At 35.2% G+C, this 18618-nt stretch carries 19 protein-coding genes, 2 tRNA genes and 1 rRNA gene; 9 read left to right on the top strand and 13 right to left on the bottom strand.

Annotated elements, in window-relative coordinates:
• The first annotated feature begins 281 nt into the window (after positions 1–281).
• The gene (locus ACNQF6_RS10120; RefSeq protein WP_417965531.1) at positions 282–503 is read left to right on the top strand and encodes a hypothetical protein; all 222 of its coding nucleotides are present in this window, start codon (positions 282–284) and stop codon (positions 501–503) included.
• A 553-nt stretch (positions 504–1056) separates the two neighbouring features.
• On the opposite strand, the gene ACNQF6_RS10115 is transcribed toward ACNQF6_RS10120, so the two are convergent.
• A complete protein-coding gene (locus tag ACNQF6_RS10115; RefSeq protein WP_417965529.1) occupies positions 1057–1785 on the bottom strand; it encodes an IclR family transcriptional regulator in 729 nt (242 codons plus the stop codon).
• Between the two features lie 158 nt (positions 1786–1943).
• On the opposite strand from ACNQF6_RS10115, the gene ACNQF6_RS10110 reads away from it, so the two are divergent.
• From ACNQF6_RS10110 to pgl, 7 genes are all read left to right on the top strand, one after another.
• Positions 1944–2618, top strand: a complete 675-nt coding sequence (locus tag ACNQF6_RS10110; protein ID WP_417965527.1) for an SDR family NAD(P)-dependent oxidoreductase — start codon at positions 1944–1946, stop codon at positions 2616–2618.
• Positions 2619–2898: 280 nt separating this feature from the next.
• A complete protein-coding gene (locus ACNQF6_RS10105) occupies positions 2899–3786 on the top strand; it encodes an AraC family transcriptional regulator (RefSeq protein WP_417965525.1) in 888 nt (295 codons plus the stop codon).
• 284 nt (positions 3787–4070) lie between these two features.
• Positions 4071–4637, top strand: a complete 567-nt coding sequence (gene hxlB, locus ACNQF6_RS10100; RefSeq protein ID WP_417965523.1) for a 6-phospho-3-hexuloisomerase — start codon at positions 4071–4073, stop codon at positions 4635–4637.
• A gap of 37 nt (positions 4638–4674) precedes the next feature.
• A complete protein-coding gene (gene hxlA / locus ACNQF6_RS10095; protein ID WP_282730800.1) occupies positions 4675–5313 on the top strand; it encodes a 3-hexulose-6-phosphate synthase in 639 nt (212 codons plus the stop codon).
• Between the two features lie 80 nt (positions 5314–5393).
• Entirely contained in the window at positions 5394–6803 is a 1410-nt protein-coding gene (gene gndA / locus ACNQF6_RS10090; protein ID WP_417965521.1) for an NADP-dependent phosphogluconate dehydrogenase, read from the top strand.
• Between the two features lie 17 nt (positions 6804–6820).
• Complete coding sequence (zwf, locus tag ACNQF6_RS10085; RefSeq protein WP_417965519.1) at positions 6821–8356, top strand: glucose-6-phosphate dehydrogenase; 1536 nt, start codon at positions 6821–6823, stop codon at positions 8354–8356.
• Positions 8340–9059 carry a 6-phosphogluconolactonase gene (gene pgl / locus ACNQF6_RS10080; RefSeq protein WP_417965517.1) on the top strand — a complete coding sequence of 240 codons (720 nt, stop codon included), beginning with the start codon at positions 8340–8342 and terminating at the stop codon, positions 9057–9059. The genes zwf and pgl overlap by 17 nt, the downstream gene beginning before the upstream one ends.
• 747 nt (positions 9060–9806) lie before the next feature.
• Here pgl and ACNQF6_RS10075 read toward each other — a convergent pair.
• From ACNQF6_RS10075 to ACNQF6_RS10035, 9 genes are all read right to left on the bottom strand, one after another.
• Positions 9807–10010 (bottom strand): cupin domain-containing protein, encoded by a 204-nt coding sequence (locus ACNQF6_RS10075; RefSeq protein ID WP_417965515.1) that lies wholly within the window; start codon positions 10008–10010, stop codon positions 9807–9809.
• A 39-nt stretch (positions 10011–10049) separates the two neighbouring features.
• Complete coding sequence (locus tag ACNQF6_RS10070) at positions 10050–10697, bottom strand: alpha/beta hydrolase (protein ID WP_417965513.1); 648 nt, start codon at positions 10695–10697, stop codon at positions 10050–10052.
• Between the two features lie 62 nt (positions 10698–10759).
• The gene (gene ygiD, locus ACNQF6_RS10065; protein ID WP_282730811.1) at positions 10760–11647 is read right to left on the bottom strand and encodes a 4,5-DOPA-extradiol-dioxygenase; all 888 of its coding nucleotides are present in this window, start codon (positions 11645–11647) and stop codon (positions 10760–10762) included.
• A gap of 94 nt (positions 11648–11741) precedes the next feature.
• Positions 11742–12305 (bottom strand): ester cyclase, encoded by a 564-nt coding sequence (locus tag ACNQF6_RS10060; RefSeq protein WP_417965511.1) that lies wholly within the window; start codon positions 12303–12305, stop codon positions 11742–11744.
• 16 nt (positions 12306–12321) lie between these two features.
• Positions 12322–13434 carry an NAD(P)-dependent alcohol dehydrogenase gene (locus tag ACNQF6_RS10055; protein ID WP_417965509.1) on the bottom strand — a complete coding sequence of 371 codons (1113 nt, stop codon included), beginning with the start codon at positions 13432–13434 and terminating at the stop codon, positions 12322–12324.
• Positions 13435–13475: 41 nt separating this feature from the next.
• Positions 13476–14249, bottom strand: a complete 774-nt coding sequence (locus ACNQF6_RS10050) for a nuclear transport factor 2 family protein (protein WP_417965507.1) — start codon at positions 14247–14249, stop codon at positions 13476–13478.
• A 522-nt stretch (positions 14250–14771) separates the two neighbouring features.
• Positions 14772–15311, bottom strand: coding sequence for an antibiotic biosynthesis monooxygenase (locus tag ACNQF6_RS10045; RefSeq protein ID WP_417965505.1), 540 nt, complete (start codon positions 15309–15311; stop codon positions 14772–14774).
• A gap of 99 nt (positions 15312–15410) precedes the next feature.
• Positions 15411–16061, bottom strand: a complete 651-nt coding sequence (locus ACNQF6_RS10040) for an NADPH-dependent F420 reductase (protein WP_417965503.1) — start codon at positions 16059–16061, stop codon at positions 15411–15413.
• A 102-nt stretch (positions 16062–16163) separates the two neighbouring features.
• Complete coding sequence (locus tag ACNQF6_RS10035) at positions 16164–16781, bottom strand: Crp/Fnr family transcriptional regulator (protein ID WP_417965501.1); 618 nt, start codon at positions 16779–16781, stop codon at positions 16164–16166.
• A gap of 1122 nt (positions 16782–17903) precedes the next feature.
• Here ACNQF6_RS10035 and ACNQF6_RS10030 point away from each other — a divergent pair.
• Positions 17904–18053 (top strand): hypothetical protein, encoded by a 150-nt coding sequence (locus ACNQF6_RS10030; RefSeq protein WP_417965499.1) that lies wholly within the window; start codon positions 17904–17906, stop codon positions 18051–18053.
• Between the two features lie 196 nt (positions 18054–18249).
• On the opposite strand, the gene ACNQF6_RS10025 is transcribed toward ACNQF6_RS10030, so the two are convergent.
• The 3 genes from ACNQF6_RS10025 to rrf all read right to left on the bottom strand — a co-directional run bounded on the left by ACNQF6_RS10025 (position 18250) and on the right by rrf (position 18614).
• A tRNA-Leu gene (locus ACNQF6_RS10025) sits at positions 18250–18335 on the bottom strand.
• A gap of 6 nt (positions 18336–18341) precedes the next feature.
• Positions 18342–18414 (bottom strand) — tRNA-Phe (locus tag ACNQF6_RS10020).
• Between the two features lie 90 nt (positions 18415–18504).
• Positions 18505–18614: ribosomal RNA gene (gene rrf / locus ACNQF6_RS10015) — 5S ribosomal RNA — on the bottom strand.
• Between the last annotated feature and the right edge of the window lie 4 nt (positions 18615–18618).

The following is an 18618-nucleotide window of genomic DNA, read 5'->3' as shown; positions in this document are numbered from 1 at the left end:
ATGGCTTGTAGTTTTTATTGATAACTTTTTGAATTTTATCGAAATATTTACATTTATAAAGCGTTTTTTCAATCGCTGATAAAATGCCTTTCTTAAATTTTTCTCACTGATATCTTTATTTAATTCGTGTTCCTATACTATAATGAATAAAGCTTTTGAAGGGACATTAAAAAGTTGGCGATGTATAATTTCCGCTATCTATGGGCAGTTGTTTATGATTGTGCAAAGTAGATCATAAAGACAAGATGCACATTATTCAATTTACAACAGAAAATTGTTAGATGAGTGAAATTGGAAGTTGTCACAGTAAAAAACTTTGCGAACTGAGCATTGATGCTTTGGAAAACACAATAATACTGCATATAAGTTATGAAGACCTTATTACAATAGAAAAGCAAAAATCTAAGTTTGATAAAATTTATAGGATACTCGTTGAAAATAATTATGTTTCACCTCGAAAAATAGTATTGCAAAATAGAAGTTCCACAGCCGAAGAAAGTTAATTGTCCTTTATTAAAACCTAGTTCTTATCTGGAGTTAAAACCTAAAAGTGGACCCAGAACGCAAGACCTTTGATGTTTACAACAGGAAAATGCAAAAATCGAGACAACTTAAACATGAGAATTCAAGCTAAAGGCTTTATAACTAAGCATTGGATACGTTAGCACGAGACTAGTTAGCCAGCAATCTGGTACAAGTGGGAAGATATCAGGAGATGGAAAGGGATATCTTGAGCAAATCCACTATAATTCTCTTTACTGAGGCATAGGCATTTAGATAATCTGAATATTTTTACATATCGAAAAGTGTTTAGTAGAAATTGAATAATAATGACTAAAAATGATATCTTTTTTACATCATCGCCAACAACTTCTCGTTTAGGACTCATCCATTCACTAAATTAGATATATTATTCTGGTTTAAATTCAGTCAAGGTCACTTCTTAAAATACTTGAATTGAAATATTCAACACTTTTTTATACTTATTTGAGAAATAATCATAAGTTATATTGCTTATTTGACTAATTTATTTAGCGTATCAACTTGGAAAAGAATTCAGTAAAAACAAATTCTATTCTCATATTTTCCATGTTCCTTTAATACCAAATCCATGATATGCAGGCTTTCAAGGAACTGCGATTCTTTGAATCTAAAAGATGGCCCTGAAACACAAAGCACTGCGATGGGTCTATTTTTATGAAAAATAGGGATGGCAACACAATTAAGATCCGGATCATAGGCCTCGATATCCAATGCATAGCCTGTATTGCGGATAGTTGCAACTTCCTTTTCAATCAGCGTAAAATCATCTTTTTCATATTCTTTACTAAGGCTTCCCTGTAAATGTTCCGAATAGGCAAGAAAACACTTTCCTATTGCAGTAGTAGTCATTTCATAATCCTTACCCATATTGAGCGTAATTTTTACAGCCCTTTTGGGTTCACATTTAAGTTCATGTCTGTAATACGATCCAATCTGTACAGCTAAATAAGACGATTCCTTCGTAAGATTGGATATTTTTTCTAATAGAGGTCGCAGTTCCTGCTTGAGTTCATTGACTGAAAATGACGGAACATATAAACCTTCGATCTTTGGGCTTATTTTATATCTGGGGCTGATATCATCTTGCTCTAAATATCCTAACTGTTTAAGGGTATCTAAAAAACCATGGACAGTATTCTTTTTTAGGTCCAGTGCCCGGGCAACATCATTGAGCCTTACAAAATTTCCGTTGGATGCGATATATTCTAAAATTTGAAACGTTTTTTTTACCGATTGGTTCATAAGTTCGTGTATAATGAACAAAATTACATTTTAACCTTTAAAACAGGTCTTAAGTTCGGTAAATATCTACATTTGGTATCAAATAAAAGCAACAGCTTTTCTAATTTATAAATTAATTGGGTTCTGAAATAATATCAGAAACCACAAATAGATTGTGTATGAACAATTCGATTACAAATGTGCTGGTTACCGGTGCAAGCAATGGCATAGGCCTTGACTTAACCAAAAAATTATTACAGGAAGGTGCTGCAGTAATTGCCATAACCCGCTCGGGGGAAATTGCCGATTTTTCACATCCAAGGTTGACTATTATCCAAGCTGACATCTGCAATGAAGAAAGCATTAAAATTGCTGCAAATCAAGTAAAAGAACTTGGTATCAAATTAGACTGTTTGGTAAACAATGCGGGGGTTGGCCTAGATTTGGGGGATGAAATTCCTACCGCAGCACTCATGAATGCCACATTTGCTACCAATACAACTGGAACGGTATTGTTTACAGAAGCATTTTTAGAACATGTTAAAGATGGAGGTCAAATTGTGTTTTTATCAACGGCGATGGCACTAGTGCGTAATATTGCTCCGAATGCTCCGGCATACCGCATGTCAAAAGCTGCTATAAACATTTATGCAGTGATGTTAAGCCAAAGGCTTGCAGACAAGAATATACGCGTTACCCCGTTACATCCAGGATGGGTACAGACCAAAATGGGTGGTGATACAGCCCCAGTGACCATTGAACAATCTGCAAATGGCATTTACAAAGCCATTACTGAGAATACCCAAACAGGAAAATTCTGGAATATAGAATTAGAAGCTGTTGAAGAATTTTAAAGTATAATCCCTAAAACATTTTTCATCAAATAAAGCATTGCCCATATCTTATTATACTTTCAAATAAATTAAAACCCGAAAATAATTATTTTTTCGGGTTTTAATTTTTACTTATAAATCAGACTATTAAAAATACTTAATCTTGTTAAAGTATAATTCTCAAATTACATCACTTCCTTTAAGATCAGGAAATGCGTACTTTTGTCGTTACTTTTTTGTACACGAGTAGATCTGATAGATAATTTGAGATCTTAGGCAGTTAATAAAATAAAAATATCCTATGGACTTAATGAGGTTAGAAATCAAGAGAAATATACAAAAAACAGAAGACACCAATTTGTCATTCCGAGTTTTTGACTTAACTGCAGCAAATATTGACCATTACTTACACCCCCATAAAAAAGATCATTTCTGTATTATTTTAGTGGAATCCGGAACCATAAACATGCACATTGAGGACAAAATTTACGCACTGAACTCTGGAAAAATCTCTATAGTTTTCCCCGAGCAAATTCACTTTCTATCAAATCCTGGTAATGATCTCTCAGGCAAAATTATTTTGTTTGAAGAAATATTGTTCTGCTCTGATATATTGAAAAATGAACTTAGTGCCTATAATGTCAACCTCGCAGCAAACCTGAATTGCACCGCACTTTCCAAACCTGAATTTGAAAATGTACTTCCTATTATTAAAAACATACAGGGTATTTATAACGCCCCAAGCCTTGTTAAAAAAGAACAGGCACGTTTTTATATCAAAGTTTTTCTGCTTGGGCTCATAGAGTCTATTCACGGACAGCATCCTGTTATATATCACGAAAATTCGGGGGTTAATCAGCATGTATATATCTCCTTCAAAAAGTTATTGAACCAACACTATAAAAGTGAACGTACCGTACAGTACTATGCCCAGCAACTGGCAATTAGCGCTAAAAAACTTAATGAGATTACTAAAAAACATTGTGGTGAAACTGCTATAAATGCCATTCATAACAGAATTTTAACCGAAATTAAAAGACAGTTACTGTTCTCACATCTCTCCCACAAAGAAATAGCATTTGACCTTGGGTTTAGTTCTCCCTCTGCACTTAATAAATTTGTAAAGGCAAAACTAAAAGAAACGCCAACTGATCTTCAAAACGAATTGGCGCAAATTTATACCGCATAGTCTTGTTTGTATAACATACTCCCTTTTCCCTTGATTTATCTTTGCATCAATAAATAATATTATTTAATGATGTACAAATTCTTATTGCTGTAAAGGCATCACGCCTTACTTATTTGCTTTAATTCTGTTGATCAGGAATTAAAACTATAAACAGTCATGCATTTAAATCAGTCAATATCCATAAGCGGAAATTTACAAAAACATCAATCAAAATTACCGTGTTTAACGATGTGAATATTTGAATGATATTAAGTACTTATGCGCTTATTTATAAATAAAAAAAGATGAAGATCAATAATTTGATAAACGAAAACCTACACTTAATTTTAGAGGAAAACCTAAAATTAGCCAATCAGATTAATCCTCAAGAGATTGATGTATTGGTTCGCAAAATTAAAGCAGCAAAAAGAATCTTTATAATGGCTGCTGGCAGAAGCGGACTGGCATTAAAAATGGGCGCTATGCGATTTATGCACTTAGGCTACAGTGTATATGTAGTAGGTGAAACTGTTACACCTGCCATTCTTGAAGGCGATCTACTACTTGTAGCATCAGGATCCGGTACGACTTCAACGGTTTTAACTGCGGTAGAAAAAGCTACAAAACAAAAAGCCAGCGTTGTGGCCTTTACCGCCGATCCGAGAAGCAGGCTGGCGGAATTAGCAGAAAATATACTGCTGATTAATGCAGCTACAAAAACAGACTTTGGCATATCTGTTTCTGCCCAGTATGCAGGAACTCTTTTTGAACAATTTACATTATTTATACTTGAAAGCGTTTTTATGAGCCTTTGGCATGAATCCGGTTTAACCAAAGAAGACCTGTGGCCTCAACACGCTAATCTAGAATAACAATTTTTTACAATTAATTTTTTAAACATTTTTAGACATGACAAAATTACAAGTCGCAATTGATTTACTTACTACAGAAGCAGCATTAGAACTTGCAGCAAAAGTAGCACCTTATGTAGATATTATAGAATTGGGTACGCCCCTTATTAAAGCTGAAGGGCTTAGTGTTGTAACAGCTATGAAAGCAGCTTTTCCAGACAAATTGGTTTTTGCTGACATGAAAACTGCTGATACCGGTGCTTTAGAAGCCGAAATGGCATTCAAAGCAGGTGCTGATTTGGTAACCGTTATGGGTGCTGTAGATGACGCTACTATTAAAGGTGCTGTAGAAGCAGCAAACAAATACGGCAAAAAAGTAGTCGTAGATACTATTGGTGTTAAAGACAGAGTGCAGAGAGCAAAAGAGGTAACTGCTTTTGGAGTTGCTTTTGTTGAATTACACGCTGGTCTTGACGAACAAGCATTACCTGGATACTCTGTACAAACACTAATTAGCGAAGGAAGAGAAGCAAAAGTTCCCTTTTCAGTGGCAGGTGGTGTAAATATTGATACGATAAAAGATGTTGTAGCTGCGGGTGCAGATGTAGCTGTAGCAGGTGGTGCCATTTATGGTGCTAAAGACCCAGCTGCCGCTGCAAAAGCATTAAAAGATGCAATTATCAGTGCTACTGTGTAGTAATTGATTCATTAAGGCTGGACTTTATTTATAGGGTTCAGCCTTTTTTTACAATAATAAATTTAGATACTATAACCATTATGAAAAATACATTCGATTTTGGTATTGTTGGCTTGGGGGTAATGGGACGCAACCTGCTCTTAAATATGGCCGATGAGAAATTAGCCGTAGCAGGCTTGGATTTAGACACAGAAAAAGTTTTATCACTTACCCAGCAAACCAGTGCACAGCAAATCATTAAGGCTACTACAGAAGTGAAAGAATTTGTAGCACTTATTAAGCAACCGAGGGCAATCATGCTATTGGTACCTGCAGGAAAACCTGTGGATAATGCCATTGCAAACTTGCTGCCGTACTTGGATATAGGCGATATTCTTATCGACGGCGGAAATACCTACTTCATCGATACCGACCGCAGATTTACCGAATTATCAGCCAAAGGCATTCATTTTTTCGGGATGGGAATTTCGGGAGGTGAAAAGGGAGCACGATTTGGACCAAGCCTTATGCCAGGTGGCGACAAACAGGCTTATGAAAGGCTTCGTCCAATATTTGAAGCCATAGCAGCAAAAGTAGATCAAGAGCCTTGTGTAGCTTATCTAGGGAATGGATCGGCAGGAAACTACGTCAAAATGGCCCACAACGGAATTGAATATGGCATCATGCAGCTTATCTCAGAGGTTTATGATTTGATGAAACGCGGATACAATATAGACGATGATACGATCCAAAAAACATTTGAAGAGTGGAATGGCACTGAACTTCAATCCTACCTTATTGAGATAACAGGAGAAATTCTTAAAAAAACAGATACCGACGGAAAGAAGCTGATCAATGTTATATCTGATTGGGCAAAATCTAAAGGAACTGGAAAATGGACCTCACAGAATGCCATGGATCTTCAGGTACCATTACTCACCATTGATGCTGCTGTTGCCATGCGTGATATGTCTAAAAACAAACCCGAGAGAATTCTCGCTGCCCAAAAATTGGTTTGGGATACTCCGAAAAGTGATAACGACCTTGCTTCTGTTTTAAAAGAACTTAGGGGAGCTTTACATTTTTCTATATTAATTACTTATGCACAGGGACTGGCATTGCTAACCAAAGCTTCATCAGAGTATAATTATAATCTGAACCTTGAAACAGTAACAAAAATCTGGCGTGGCGGCTGTATTATTCGTGCTGCAGTACTGGAAAATTTCAGGCTGGCTTATGCAGGGAGTCCAAGCCTTCAAAATATACTACTCGATGATAACATTGCAGCAGAACTAAACAATAATCAAAACAGCATCCGGAATACTATAAAGGCTGCAGTTCAAAAAGGCATTCCGATTGCCGGGCTGATGAACTCATTAGCTTATTTTGATTCGTACAGATCAGAGCAACTGCCTACCAATCTTATACAGGCACAGCGCGACTACTTTGGGGCGCATACTTACGAGCGCACTGATGCCTTGGGGATATTCCATACAGAGTGGAATAACTAAATTTTAAATGGAACAAGATGAACAACATCAATACTATAAAACCTGCAATCATTATTGTTTTTGGGGCAACGGGTGACTTAGCAAAAAGAAAACTTTTCCCAGCCTTTTACAATCTCTACCTTGATGGGCGTATGCCTGAAAAGTTTAAGATCATAGCATTAGGCAGAGCCCAAAGCAGTAACGAGCAATTTCGCAGTTATGTGAGTGAAAATCTGACTACATTTTCAAGAAATAAGGTAGACTCCGCAGAAGCTTACCAGCAATTTGCTTCCCATATTACCTATTTGCAAAATGACATAGATCAGGAAGAATCCTATAAGGTACTAAAACTTGAGATAGATGCAACTCAACTGTCATTTGGTGAGCGTGTCAACAGGCTTTTTTACCTGTCGATAGCACCATCATTCATTGCAACAATCTCTGACAATATCAACAAATTAGGTTTGGCAGCGAATCCAGAACAGGATCGCATTATTATTGAAAAACCTTTCGGTTACAATAAGAGTTCTGCCGTATTACTAAACAAACTATTGTCAAAGACCTTTAAGGAAGAACAGATATACCGCATAGATCACTATCTGGGCAAAGAAACGGTACAGAACATCTTAGCTTTCCGCTTTGGAAATTCCATGTTTGAGCCACTATGGAACCGTAACTTTATTGATTCTGTGCAGATTACCGTTGCTGAAGAAGTGGGTGTTGAAGATCGCGGCGGATTTTATGAGGATGCTGGGGCATTAAAGGATATGATACAAAACCACCTAATGCAAATTTTAACTATGGTTGCCATGGAAGCACCAACATCATTGCAAGCAGACGAAATTAGAAACCGTAAAGCAGATGTTTTAAAAGCGATACGTCGTATTACACCACAAGAAGTAGAACATTATACGGTAAGAGGTCAGTATGATAAAGGCTCTATAAAAGAGAAGTCCGTAATGGGATACCTTCAGGAAAATGGAGTCTCGGATAACTCCACTACGGAAACTTTTGTGGCCATGAAATTTTATCTGGATAACTGGAGGTGGCAGGGCGTACCTTTCTATGTCCGAACCGGCAAAAGAATGAAGGAAAAACAATCCTCTATAGTGATTCAATTCAGACCGGTTCCACATTCTACTTTCTCTTTTGGAAAGGAAGGTATGATGCCAAACCGCTTAATTATAAATATTCAGCCCGCAATGGATATAAGGTTGCAGTTTATGACCAAAAAGCCTGGACTCTCCTTATCGCTTAAACCAGCAGAAATGGTTTTTGACTATTTTTCATGTTCCACCAAATCACCAGAGGCATATGAAACGCTAATATTAGATGCTTTGTTGGGAGACCCTACTTTATTTATGCGTTCGGATCAGGTTGAAGAAGCCTGGGATGTGGTAACAACAATTCAAGAAGCTTGGGAAAATGATGAATTTTTAAATTTGCATAAATATCAGGCTGGAGGATGGGGCCCTGAAGCGGCAGACGCATTACTTGCTCGCCAAGGACATAGCTGGATATCAAATACTTATAACGACGTAAAAGAAAAAACAACAGATGGTAACTATTTTTAATAATAAAGAAGAAATAACACCCTATGCAGCCGATATTTTTGTAACTGCAGCACAAAAAGCTGTAGAGGAACGTGGAATTTTTGTGGTAGCGCTTACTGGAGGGTCATCCCCTGTGGCTATGTACAAGCTTTTAGCAACGCCACATTACAGAACAAAAATAGACTGGAATAACGTTTTTGTTTTTTGGGGTGACGAACGCTGGGTGCCACTTGATGATGACCGAAGCAATGCAAAAATGTCATGCCATCACCTTTTAAATCATGTCGCTATACCAAAAGCAAACATATTCCCAATGTATAAGACTGGTATAACATCACAAGATTATGCTCTGGAATATGAACAATCCATCAAAAGTATTGTTAGAGAAGATGGAAAATTTGATCTCATTTTATTAGGAATGGGTGATGATGGCCATACCGCTTCACTTTTTCCGGCCCAGGTCGTACTGCAAGAGAATAGTAAATGGGTATCGGCCTATTATCTAGAGTCGCAGAATATGGATCGCATTACTCTTACAGCGTCTACAATTAACAAAGCCAGAGAGATCGTAGTGATAACTTATGGAGAAAATAAATCGAATGCGCTAAATGAAGTTTTATATGGGGATTATAACCCACAGAAATATCCTATGCAGTTAATTAAACCATTGGATGGAAAACTACTGTTCCTGACCGATCAGGCAGCTATAGGTACAAACCAATAGTTACTGATTCCGTACTGTACTGTAAAGACATTCTTTTAACCCCAGTACACTCCTTTTTCAGCCTGGATCCAGAACTATTTTCATTCAAACTGATAAAAATAAAAGGGCTCTAGAGAAAATATGCAATAAGATGACTATCGATAAAATTAGTGAATTTTAAGGAAGGATTTATTTTTTATCTGCCTCTTCGTTACTAAGCATTTTAAAAGCGCTAATTCATAGACAGTAGACCTTGTTTTAAAATAGTAAGGTAAAAATTCTCATTTGAGCCAAAATGATAAAATTATCATAAAGACCAATTAGAATTTTCACTAGTTTAATTTCCCCATAATTGGAATATTAAACATTTTCTAAAAGATATTTCATGTCTGATGTTGTTCATTCAGGGGGATACTGACAAATACGAAAGATTGTTATAGGTAGAAACCTAGATAGAGGGAAAAACTGAAAAATTCATAATCCCAAATATTGGACATATTCCACATAAGGAATCTGGAAAATTAGTTTTTGATGCCATAAAAAGTTTAGATTAGGTAGTATCTACTGTTTAATAAAAAGATTTTTTCCATCTCCACCAAGATGTACAACAAATACTACCAAATCAATCTCTCCCTTGTTGGTTCTTTTATGATAGATGTTGTAGGATTCTGCAAAGCAGCTATTTTCTTTGAATTCAGTGATTTTAGGTCTTCCGTTTCAACCGTCAGTGTACCTTCCAAAATATAAGAGAATACAGGAATGTAATGCTTATGCCAAACAGTTGTCTCCTCTGGGTGGAAACGTAATTTTCATCATCGTAACGGCAGCATCTTTGACCTGAGGATATAAAATCTTCTGGCCCATACTGCTTACATCCGATTCCATCAGCTTTTCGATCTTAAAATTGCTATTGTATTGCTGTGCTCTCATAGTCATACTGAATAATGTGAAAGATAATATGATTTTGTTCATAATTATAAGTTTTGACCGCCTATCCTAATTTTCATTTAGCTACGAAGTCACATCGGCAAGCATTTGCCTATTTATAGTATGAACTTCATCATAAGTATAAAAATCGGTTTGCAGCTCCTTACTCTTTAGGTAAGCCACAGCATCCTCGGCGTAACCATATTGCAGCACCGGATCTAGCTTTCCATGAGAAACAAATATCCTTAACTTCTTAAGTCGATCTTCTGAAACTATCAAGGGTTTGATCTCAGGCAATAAGCGTCCGCTCATGACGGCGATACCTTTTACTTTTTCCGGTTCGGTGAGAGCTACACTGTAACTCATAATACCGCCTTGGCTGAATCCTATCAAATAAACCTGATTCTGGTCAAATTCCTCGACAGCTTTAAGATCATCAATAAACATAATTATTTCTTTACGCGCATTTTCTGCTTGCTCTTTATTAATCACTGGTCCATTCAAACCAAATTGAACCTGAAACCAAGCGTAACTTCCATTTCCTAGTGTCATTGGTCCCCGTACCGATACTACTTTATATTTATCAGGTAGCATGTCAGCAAAAGAAAACATATTTTGCTCATTACTACCTACTCCATGTAACAATAAAAGTAATGGCGGTTTTTCAGATTCTATTTTAGGCGGACGAATTAAATAATGTAATGAAGGTTTTGCCTCTTGAGATGTTATCATAAAACTTGTTATTAATAGGGTTAACGGTATAAATAATAGTAGATACCACATTTTATTTTTCATTAGCTTTTGTCAATTTTCACAGAAAGCATATTGAGTGAACCTGCCACTATAGTATCATTATAAAAAATAGGTCTTTCATCTTTTTCTTGTAAAGCCAAAACATATAACATAGGCAAATAATGTTCTGGTGTAGGCACTGCCAATTGCATTTCTTTTCCTTGTTTATCAAAATTTATCAAGGAATTATGATCACAATCAAGAATAAATCCCTTAATTTTTTCATTAGCAATTGTAGCCCAATCATAAGCATATCCTGGCGTCATCATTTTATCCCAAGCTGCTGTACGCAAATTATGAATAGAATTACCACTACCAACTATTAAAACCCCCTTTCTTCGCAAGGAAGCAATCTCTTTGGCTAAAGCATAATGATAAGACGCAGGTTGTGTATAATCAATACTCATTTGAACTACAGGCACATCAGCATTTGGGTAAAGAAATTTTACCACCGACCAACAACCATGATCGAGACCCCAGTCTTCATCCAATCCTATAGTAATCGATGAAATACTATTCTTTATTTCATTGGCTAAAATTGGACTTCCTAGTGCTGGATATTGAACATCAAACAAAGCTTGAGGAAATCCTCCAAAATCATGAATGGTTTTCGGCTGTTCCATTGCTGTTACATAGGTACCTTTAGTTTCCCAATGTGCAGAAATGCAAAGAATAGCTCTGGGCTTTGGTAAATTTTTAGCAATAGATTCGAAACCCTTCGTAAAAATATTAGTCTCAATTGCATTCATTGGATTGCCATGCCCTAAGAAAAGAACCGGCATTCGCTCCGTTGCTTCAAAATTTTGTGATAAAGAATGGAGTGCATTTAACTTCATTGAAACGCCAAAAGGCAAAAGTGCCATAGTTTTTAAAAAATCTTTTCTTTCCATTGAGTGAAATAGTTAACCTTACCTGTCTTTTTTACTAAAAAAATAATTTCTCATTAAACACTGACGGGTAAGGATACATTTATTTTTTGAAGAACTAATTCTCCATTATTTGGTCCATATAGGTTTTATTATCCCAAAAAAGATATTCTTCACTCATAGTGCCATTCTTCCAGATACCGATAGTTGCCATTGGAATTCTAAATTTTTTCCCAGTTGGCTGAATGAAATTTCCACCTCCAAGAGGCATTGGTTTAGTAAATGTACCTTCCATCCATCCCATTACAGCGGTAAAATCGCCACTACCAAATTTAATTGGATGTTCTTTAATGCGCGTATCTGGTGCGTAAACAAACATGGCTTGCAAGGTTTTAATGTGTTGCTCCAAACCATTTTCTATATGTCCATCAGGAAAATGAACCTTAATGTCTTTTGCGTGACTTTCATGAAGTCTACTCCATTCTCTATTACTAAATACGGTATAATCAAGGGTATCAAATGTTTTCAAGTGTTTTGCAATTAATGCATTGGCAGCTGCCAGTTCTTTAACTTGTTTCAGTAAATCTTCTTTACTATCTTTTTTTTGTGCAAAAACGGATGCACTCATTAATATAACCATCATAGTGGTTACGCCTATTTTTGACATAATTGACTTATTCATAATTACTACTTTTTAATTATTTTTTATATTCTCCGATTAGTAAAACGGATTTAATTGTTTTTCCTTTTTCAGAATCTTCAACAGCTTGGTTGATATCTTCAAAAGAATATGTTTTAATTAGTTTATCAAAAGGAAACTGTCTATTTTGATACATCTTGATAAGTTTTGGAATGAATTCTTCCGAAACACTGTCACCTTGATTTACGAACTTAATTTTGTATCCTTTAGTCAGAAAAATATTTGTTGCTAATTCCAACGGTTTTGTAGCAACTCCAATTATTGCAAGTTCACCTACTGGTGCCATGCTGTTAAGTGTGTTATTAATTACTTCATTGCGTCCGGTTGTGTCAACACCATACTGAACTCCATTTGGTGAAATTTCACGTATGCGTTGTGGCACATTCTCGGAAAGTGAATTGATGATATGTGTGGCTCCCAATTCTTTAGCATAAGCAAGGCGTTCTTCATTAATGTCAACTGCAATAATAGTTGTTGCAGAAGATGCTTTTGCAGCCATAACAGCAGATAAACCTACGGCACCAGTACCACTTATAACTACAGAACTTCCTACTTTTATTCGCAAAGTATTGATAATAGCTCCTGCACCAGTTTGAATTCCGCAGCCTAATGGTCCTAAAATTTCTAAAGGCACATCTTTTGGGACAGCAATTACATTATTTTTATGAGCTATGGCATAAGTAGCAAAAGAAGATTGCGAAAAGAAATTATCGTTGATGGCATTTCCTGCCAGATCGTGATGATGGTGATCACCATCAACAGTAGCTCCAGAAAAATTACGTTGAAAAAACTCATAGCAATATGCCGGATTTCCTGTTCGACAAATTTCACATTCACCACAAAATCCGTAAGTAAGCACTACGTGATCTCCTACTTTCAAGTGGTGTACATCCTCACCTACTTTTTCAATAATTCCTGAACCTTCATGACCTAGAATAACCGGAAAATTTGGAGAACCCATTACAAAATCTCGTGCTACCATATCGGTATGACAAATACTGGTAGCTACAATTTTTACTAATACTTCTTCTGCACCTGGTGCATCGAGAATTACTTTTTGCAATTCAAAATTGCTACCTTTTTCTTTTACAATAGCCGCTGTTATTTCCATAATAATATTTGTTACAAGTTTTTAATTGGTTTCTTGTGGTGCTACTTCTTAATTCTATAATCGGCAACGGTATGATACTGAATCTTATCACCTTCAAACACAAAAGTATCTGTTCCCATAGGGATTTCATTTGAACCAGATTCACTTGACCATGCGATGTAGGCTAAATTTCCTTCAATGGTTTTTTGTTTCATTGTAAAAGAAGAACCTGAGGGGATTACTTCAAAAAAGTCATTAAAGAATTTGCGTACTTCTGCCAATCCCTTTACAGATCCGTTAGGTGTCATAATTACTGATTGTTCTGTATAATCCTTTAGAATTTCATCTAAGTTATTTTCTCCAAATGCAATAAGATGATGCATTAAAATTTGTTCTACCATAGTGTTCATTGTTTTTGTTTGTTCAGTCATTTGTAATATGTTATTTTTAGGTATTTTAAGAAAGGAACTTGTAACAGCCCACACTGCTGGAAAGTCTTCAAGAAACACGGCGTGTGTAGCATTCGGAATTATGGCAAGTTCTGCATTGGGAATCATTTTAGATGCATTTACAACTCTCTTTGTAGATACAAATTGGTCATGATTACCAGCCATAACTAGAACTAGACATTTGATGGTTGCAAAAAAATCTTTACTAACTAGCATTTTAGCAGTAACATCACTCACTTTATCAAATAGCTCCTGTAATCGATGGGGTTCTGGCATCAATTGTAACTGTTGTTCCCAATACAGTTTATCCAATTTCATCATATCACTAACTTTCAAGTTAATTTTATAATCACCTGGATGTGTTTCAACTGCTCCAATAATAACCATTTGTTTGACTTTTTATGGGAATTTACTAGCTAGATAATATCCTGTATAACCTCCATCGCTAAAACCAAATATCGTTACACTAACTTTAGTAACTTCATTTAAAACAGCAACGACATCCTTGGCCTTCTATTCGTAAGTATGTGGTTTGGTACCTAACTCCGATTTACCATGTCCTCTCGTGGAAATAGAAATAACTTGTTGATTTTTAAAAAGTTATCAATTAGCTGTTTCATTTCATAAGTAGACCCAGCAATACCTCCATGTAGTACTACTAATGGTTGTCCCTTTCCATATACTTCGTAGTAAATTTTAGCATCGTCTGAATTGACATAATTCCCCTTCGAAAGATTATTCCCATAAGGTATTCCAGAAGTCGACAAAGAGTTAACCAGAAATGATTTCATGGTTTTTATTTCTTTCCGCTAACTAAAAGCAGGTAAAATTAATAATGTTAGAAGTACTGTAAATATATTTTTCATTGGTATAATCTTTAGTAAATTAGTATTCAGCATTTGATAGATCTTATTCATGAAGCCACTTCTTAAAAAGGTTATGTATAAAAGGCATTACCAAAAAAATCATAAACCCAGAAATCATGAGTGCGCTTATAATTCCTGCAAAAAAATACAGCGGAATTACTTTTGCAATTAATTTTACCATCATTGGTATGATAAGCGTTAACGGATAAACGGCAATAAATGTTACCGCCCATTGTTTCCATTTCTTGGTGCCTTCAAAAATTCTGAACCAGAAAATATTCCAATTCTGAATAACTTCTTGCTTATCTGTCAACCATTTAGAATCTAATGCATTAAAAATTGTCTTCCTCTCATCCGATTGCAACCAAGCGTTTACATGTTCTTCTGTATCAAAGCGAATCAAAATATGATAATAATCTGCTTCTTTTAAACTATTTAAAACAGTAATATTTAGAAATCCTTTAAAAGTTTTAATAAGAGTTACTGCTTCTGATTTCCATTTTTCAAAATCATTAGTGTCGGTAGACTTTAATTTAAAACGAACCAGAAGTAAGCCATCGGCATCATTTTGATGTATACTCATTTAATTGTATTGAATTAGTAAATTGTATAGTATGTAGAGTAATTTTAACTCTGTTTGAAAATTAATTAGCATCAAACAGAGAAAAAAGTTACTATTTTATTAAACAACTAGCTTTGCTTCGTTTAGCGTAACGGCTTTACCCAAAGCACCAAATTCATGCAAGTCACCAAATACTTCGATACGTATCGATTGATTAAGAGTTCCAACGCGTAATGGTTCAAAACCGTTATCACGAATTAATTCTTCAATTTCAGCATTAATACTACTATTGTCAGTAGCATAAAATTCTACTGCCTTTTCTGGAGTTTGAAAAGAAGCACTTGCGAGAGTAGCTGCTCCTAATGATCCCAATGCTTTTACAAATTCAACACCATTCGGAACTAATGCAGATAAAAGTTGCCCAGCTGATTCGTCTTCACCAATAATTTTCTTAAAACCACCATTTTTGTCTGGAGCAATAGGATTTGATGGATCAACAATAATTTTACCTTCAAGTGCTGTAGCATAAGTTTTTAAAAAATCTTTGATTGGATTAAAATATATGGCAAGTACAACAATATCAGCTTCTTTAACTGCATTAGCAATAGTGGCTGCATGTGCTAGACTTCCTAATTTTTGCGAAAGTATATTTGCTTTTTCAAATGTTTTATCAGCAAGAATTACGGAACGATTTCCTTTTACAAGATTTGTGGCAACTGCAGCACCAATATTTCCTAAACCAATAACTGCAACTTTAGATTTTTGTATCATAACTATTTCTATTTTTTACTAATTGTAATTTGTGGGTACAAATGTCCGACACTGGATAGAGGTATTCCAATGACGTAGTTTAAGAAATAGTCTTGATGTAGATTAAGAGTTTTGAGAAGCTTTTGTACGCTGATTTCGCAAACGGCTTAAAAATTCAGGAGTAACACCCATAAAAGCAGCGATTTGAACTTGAGAAATACGATTAATCAAATGAGGATAACGCTCAAAAAAAGCTTCATAACGTTCTTCTGCAGTTGAACTTATATTTTGAAGTAGCCTTTCTTGTAAATGAATATAACCGTTTTCTATTAATACCCTAAAAATACGATCAAAGATGGGTGACTGTTTGTACAAAAAGATAAGATCATCTAAACCTATTTGTAGGACAATGGTATCTTCTAGCGCATCAATATTCAAGTTAGAGGGTTTCATACCGTGAAAACTTCCAAGGTCATTTATCCAATTATTTTCTGTACCGAATTGCAAAATATGAATGTTTCCTTTTTTGTCAACATTATAGGTTCGAAGGCAACCTCTTACCACAAAATTAAATTGGGTACACACATCGCCGTCTTGTAAAACATACTGTCTTTTTCTGTAAAGACGTGAATGAAAATTCTCTTGCACCAATAATTTCTCCAAATCATTTAGTAGGTAACCTCTCTTTATAAAGTATTCAAGTAAAGGTTCTGTTGAGGTTTGAAGTACTTTTTCATCCATTAAATTGTAATTTTTGGTATAATTGACACATTTTTTATCGCAATCAAATTTAAGAAATTTTTAAATGCATAAATATAATTTGTCCTAATTTAGTCAACGTTACTATCTCAAATATTTATTTGACATGCTTAAGTACCCATCACTTAAAGTTATAAAATAATGTTAATTTTAGCATATGAAACAAGTAAGCAAAATCTATGAAAAATATTTTAAAGAAAAAGCTTTTCAATTGAGTTATTGGAAAAACCGGTCAAATTGACCACCACTTTCCAGTGCAAATTAACGATTTTGTAAAAAAACAATTTTGTCATTTTGATTAGTAACCTCCTGCTCTATTTACGGGCAGGATAATTTCAAAAAGAATATTGCTGAAGAAGAGTGTGAAAGGTGAGGCAAATTAAAAAATAGAGCTATTTCTCAGAAAGGAAACTGGATATCATTTGATATGCAGTACAGTAATGGTTCAGATACACTTTTTGTAAAGCATAAGCAGAAAATATTGGATTTGGTTTCCACTAGGAACAGAAGGCAAAATTTGTGGTGAAATTTCATTTAGTGCCTTTCAAGGGGATAAAGTAATTGTTCCCAACATAGAAAATAGTGTAAACATTAATAAATCAAATTAAACTGCTTATGAATTTGTCAGTAGCGGAAAAATTATTGTGAGCTATTCTACTCATAGGGAATTAATACTTGGGAATATAAAAATAAAGAAATCATCCAATTTCAAAATATAATGGAATACAAATTGGACAAGCCTAATAATATGCTGTTTTATCCCACTGCCATATAGGGAAAAGTAGTTTTGGCACAGTGAATCTTCAAACAAACATAAAGACAGAATTCCACACAACAGAAAATAAGTTATTTGACCTTATATTGACTAATTATGAAAAAGGTATTTTTGGCTCTAAGAGAACATCAACGGGGAAAACACAAAACTGAACTTCTACAAGACTCAAGATGACAATATTCAAACATTTGAACAAAAGTAATTTTAAAATTTTCTAGAAAAGCATGAAATTGTTACTGTAAAAATCTTTTAAAATTTCAAGTGATGGTAAAAAAGTATTTTTTGTAATCGCGAAACTCAAAGAGGAGGGTAACACCAAAATAGTTGCTTTGATTGCCGGAACTAAAGCTGAGATTGTAATTTCAATCATAGAAAAAATTCCTCTAAAAGAGTGTAATCAAATCACAAAAATTACCTTAGATATTACAGCAAATATGAAAATAATTACCAAAAATATTTTCAAAATACCACACGATTAACCGACCACTTCTAGGTTCAAAATAGCCTGGGAAACTTACAAGAAATCAGAAAAAAACCGTTGAAAAGAATAGATCAGGAAATTAAGCGATGGATAAAGCTAAAAAGGTAATAAAAGGGATCCTATTAATTCTCCATAAATCAATTTTAATAATTTAAAAAAAACTTCAGCGGGCGTTAGCGAACTGAAGTTCCTTGTACTCAGAGCGGGACTTGAACCCGCACGAACATTGCTGTTCACTGGATTTTAAGTCCAGCGTGTCTACCAATTTCACCATCCAAGCATTTTGTGGTACCTCCAGGGATCGAACCAGGGACACATGGATTTTCAGTCCATTGCTCTACCATCTGAGCTAAGGTACCAGTATACTTTTCTTACTAAGAGAAGTATGAATAAAAAACCCCGTTCATAAGAACAGGGTTTAATGAAATCTAAAACGAGTTCAGATTAAAGAAAGGCGACGACATACTCTCCCACATAACTGCAGTACCATCTGCGCAGGCGGGCTTAACTACTCTGTTCGGGATGGGAAGAGGTGAGCCCCGCCGCAATAACCACCTTAAGAG

Source organism: Flavobacterium pasteuri, from assembly GCF_048286615.1.
Lineage (GTDB): Bacteria > Bacteroidota > Bacteroidia > Flavobacteriales > Flavobacteriaceae > Flavobacterium.
This window is presented reverse-complemented; position numbering and strand designations above follow the sequence as displayed.

Coding starts and splice junctions, on each gene's coding strand:
- pgl (WP_417965517.1), top strand. CDS start 8,340: ATGGTAACTATTTTTAATAATAAAGAAGAAATAACACCCTATGCAGCC.
- ACNQF6_RS10040 (WP_417965503.1), bottom strand. CDS start 16,061: ATGATACAAAAATCTAAAGTTGCAGTTATTGGTTTAGGAAATATTGGT.
- ACNQF6_RS10060 (WP_417965511.1), bottom strand. CDS start 12,305: ATGAATAAGTCAATTATGTCAAAAATAGGCGTAACCACTATGATGGTT.
- ACNQF6_RS10110 (WP_417965527.1), top strand. CDS start 1,944: ATGAACAATTCGATTACAAATGTGCTGGTTACCGGTGCAAGCAATGGC.
- ygiD (WP_282730811.1), bottom strand. CDS start 11,647: ATGGAAAGAAAAGATTTTTTAAAAACTATGGCACTTTTGCCTTTTGGC.
- ACNQF6_RS10055 (WP_417965509.1), bottom strand. CDS start 13,434: ATGGAAATAACAGCGGCTATTGTAAAAGAAAAAGGTAGCAATTTTGAA.
- ACNQF6_RS10045 (WP_417965505.1), bottom strand. CDS start 15,311: ATGAGTATACATCAAAATGATGCCGATGGCTTACTTCTGGTTCGTTTT.
- gndA (WP_417965521.1), top strand. CDS start 5,394: ATGAAAAATACATTCGATTTTGGTATTGTTGGCTTGGGGGTAATGGGA.
- ACNQF6_RS10070 (WP_417965513.1), bottom strand. CDS start 10,697: ATGATAACATCTCAAGAGGCAAAACCTTCATTACATTATTTAATTCGT.
- hxlA (WP_282730800.1), top strand. CDS start 4,675: ATGACAAAATTACAAGTCGCAATTGATTTACTTACTACAGAAGCAGCA.
- hxlB (WP_417965523.1), top strand. CDS start 4,071: ATGAAGATCAATAATTTGATAAACGAAAACCTACACTTAATTTTAGAG.
- zwf (WP_417965519.1), top strand. CDS start 6,821: ATGAACAACATCAATACTATAAAACCTGCAATCATTATTGTTTTTGGG.
- ACNQF6_RS10115 (WP_417965529.1), bottom strand. CDS start 1,785: ATGAACCAATCGGTAAAAAAAACGTTTCAAATTTTAGAATATATCGCA.
- ACNQF6_RS10105 (WP_417965525.1), top strand. CDS start 2,899: ATGGACTTAATGAGGTTAGAAATCAAGAGAAATATACAAAAAACAGAA.
- ACNQF6_RS10120 (WP_417965531.1), top strand. CDS start 282: ATGAGTGAAATTGGAAGTTGTCACAGTAAAAAACTTTGCGAACTGAGC.
- ACNQF6_RS10035 (WP_417965501.1), bottom strand. CDS start 16,781: ATGGATGAAAAAGTACTTCAAACCTCAACAGAACCTTTACTTGAATAC.
- ACNQF6_RS10050 (WP_417965507.1), bottom strand. CDS start 14,249: ATGGTTATTATTGGAGCAGTTGAAACACATCCAGGTGATTATAAAATT.
- ACNQF6_RS10075 (WP_417965515.1), bottom strand. CDS start 10,010: ATGAACAAAATCATATTATCTTTCACATTATTCAGTATGACTATGAGA.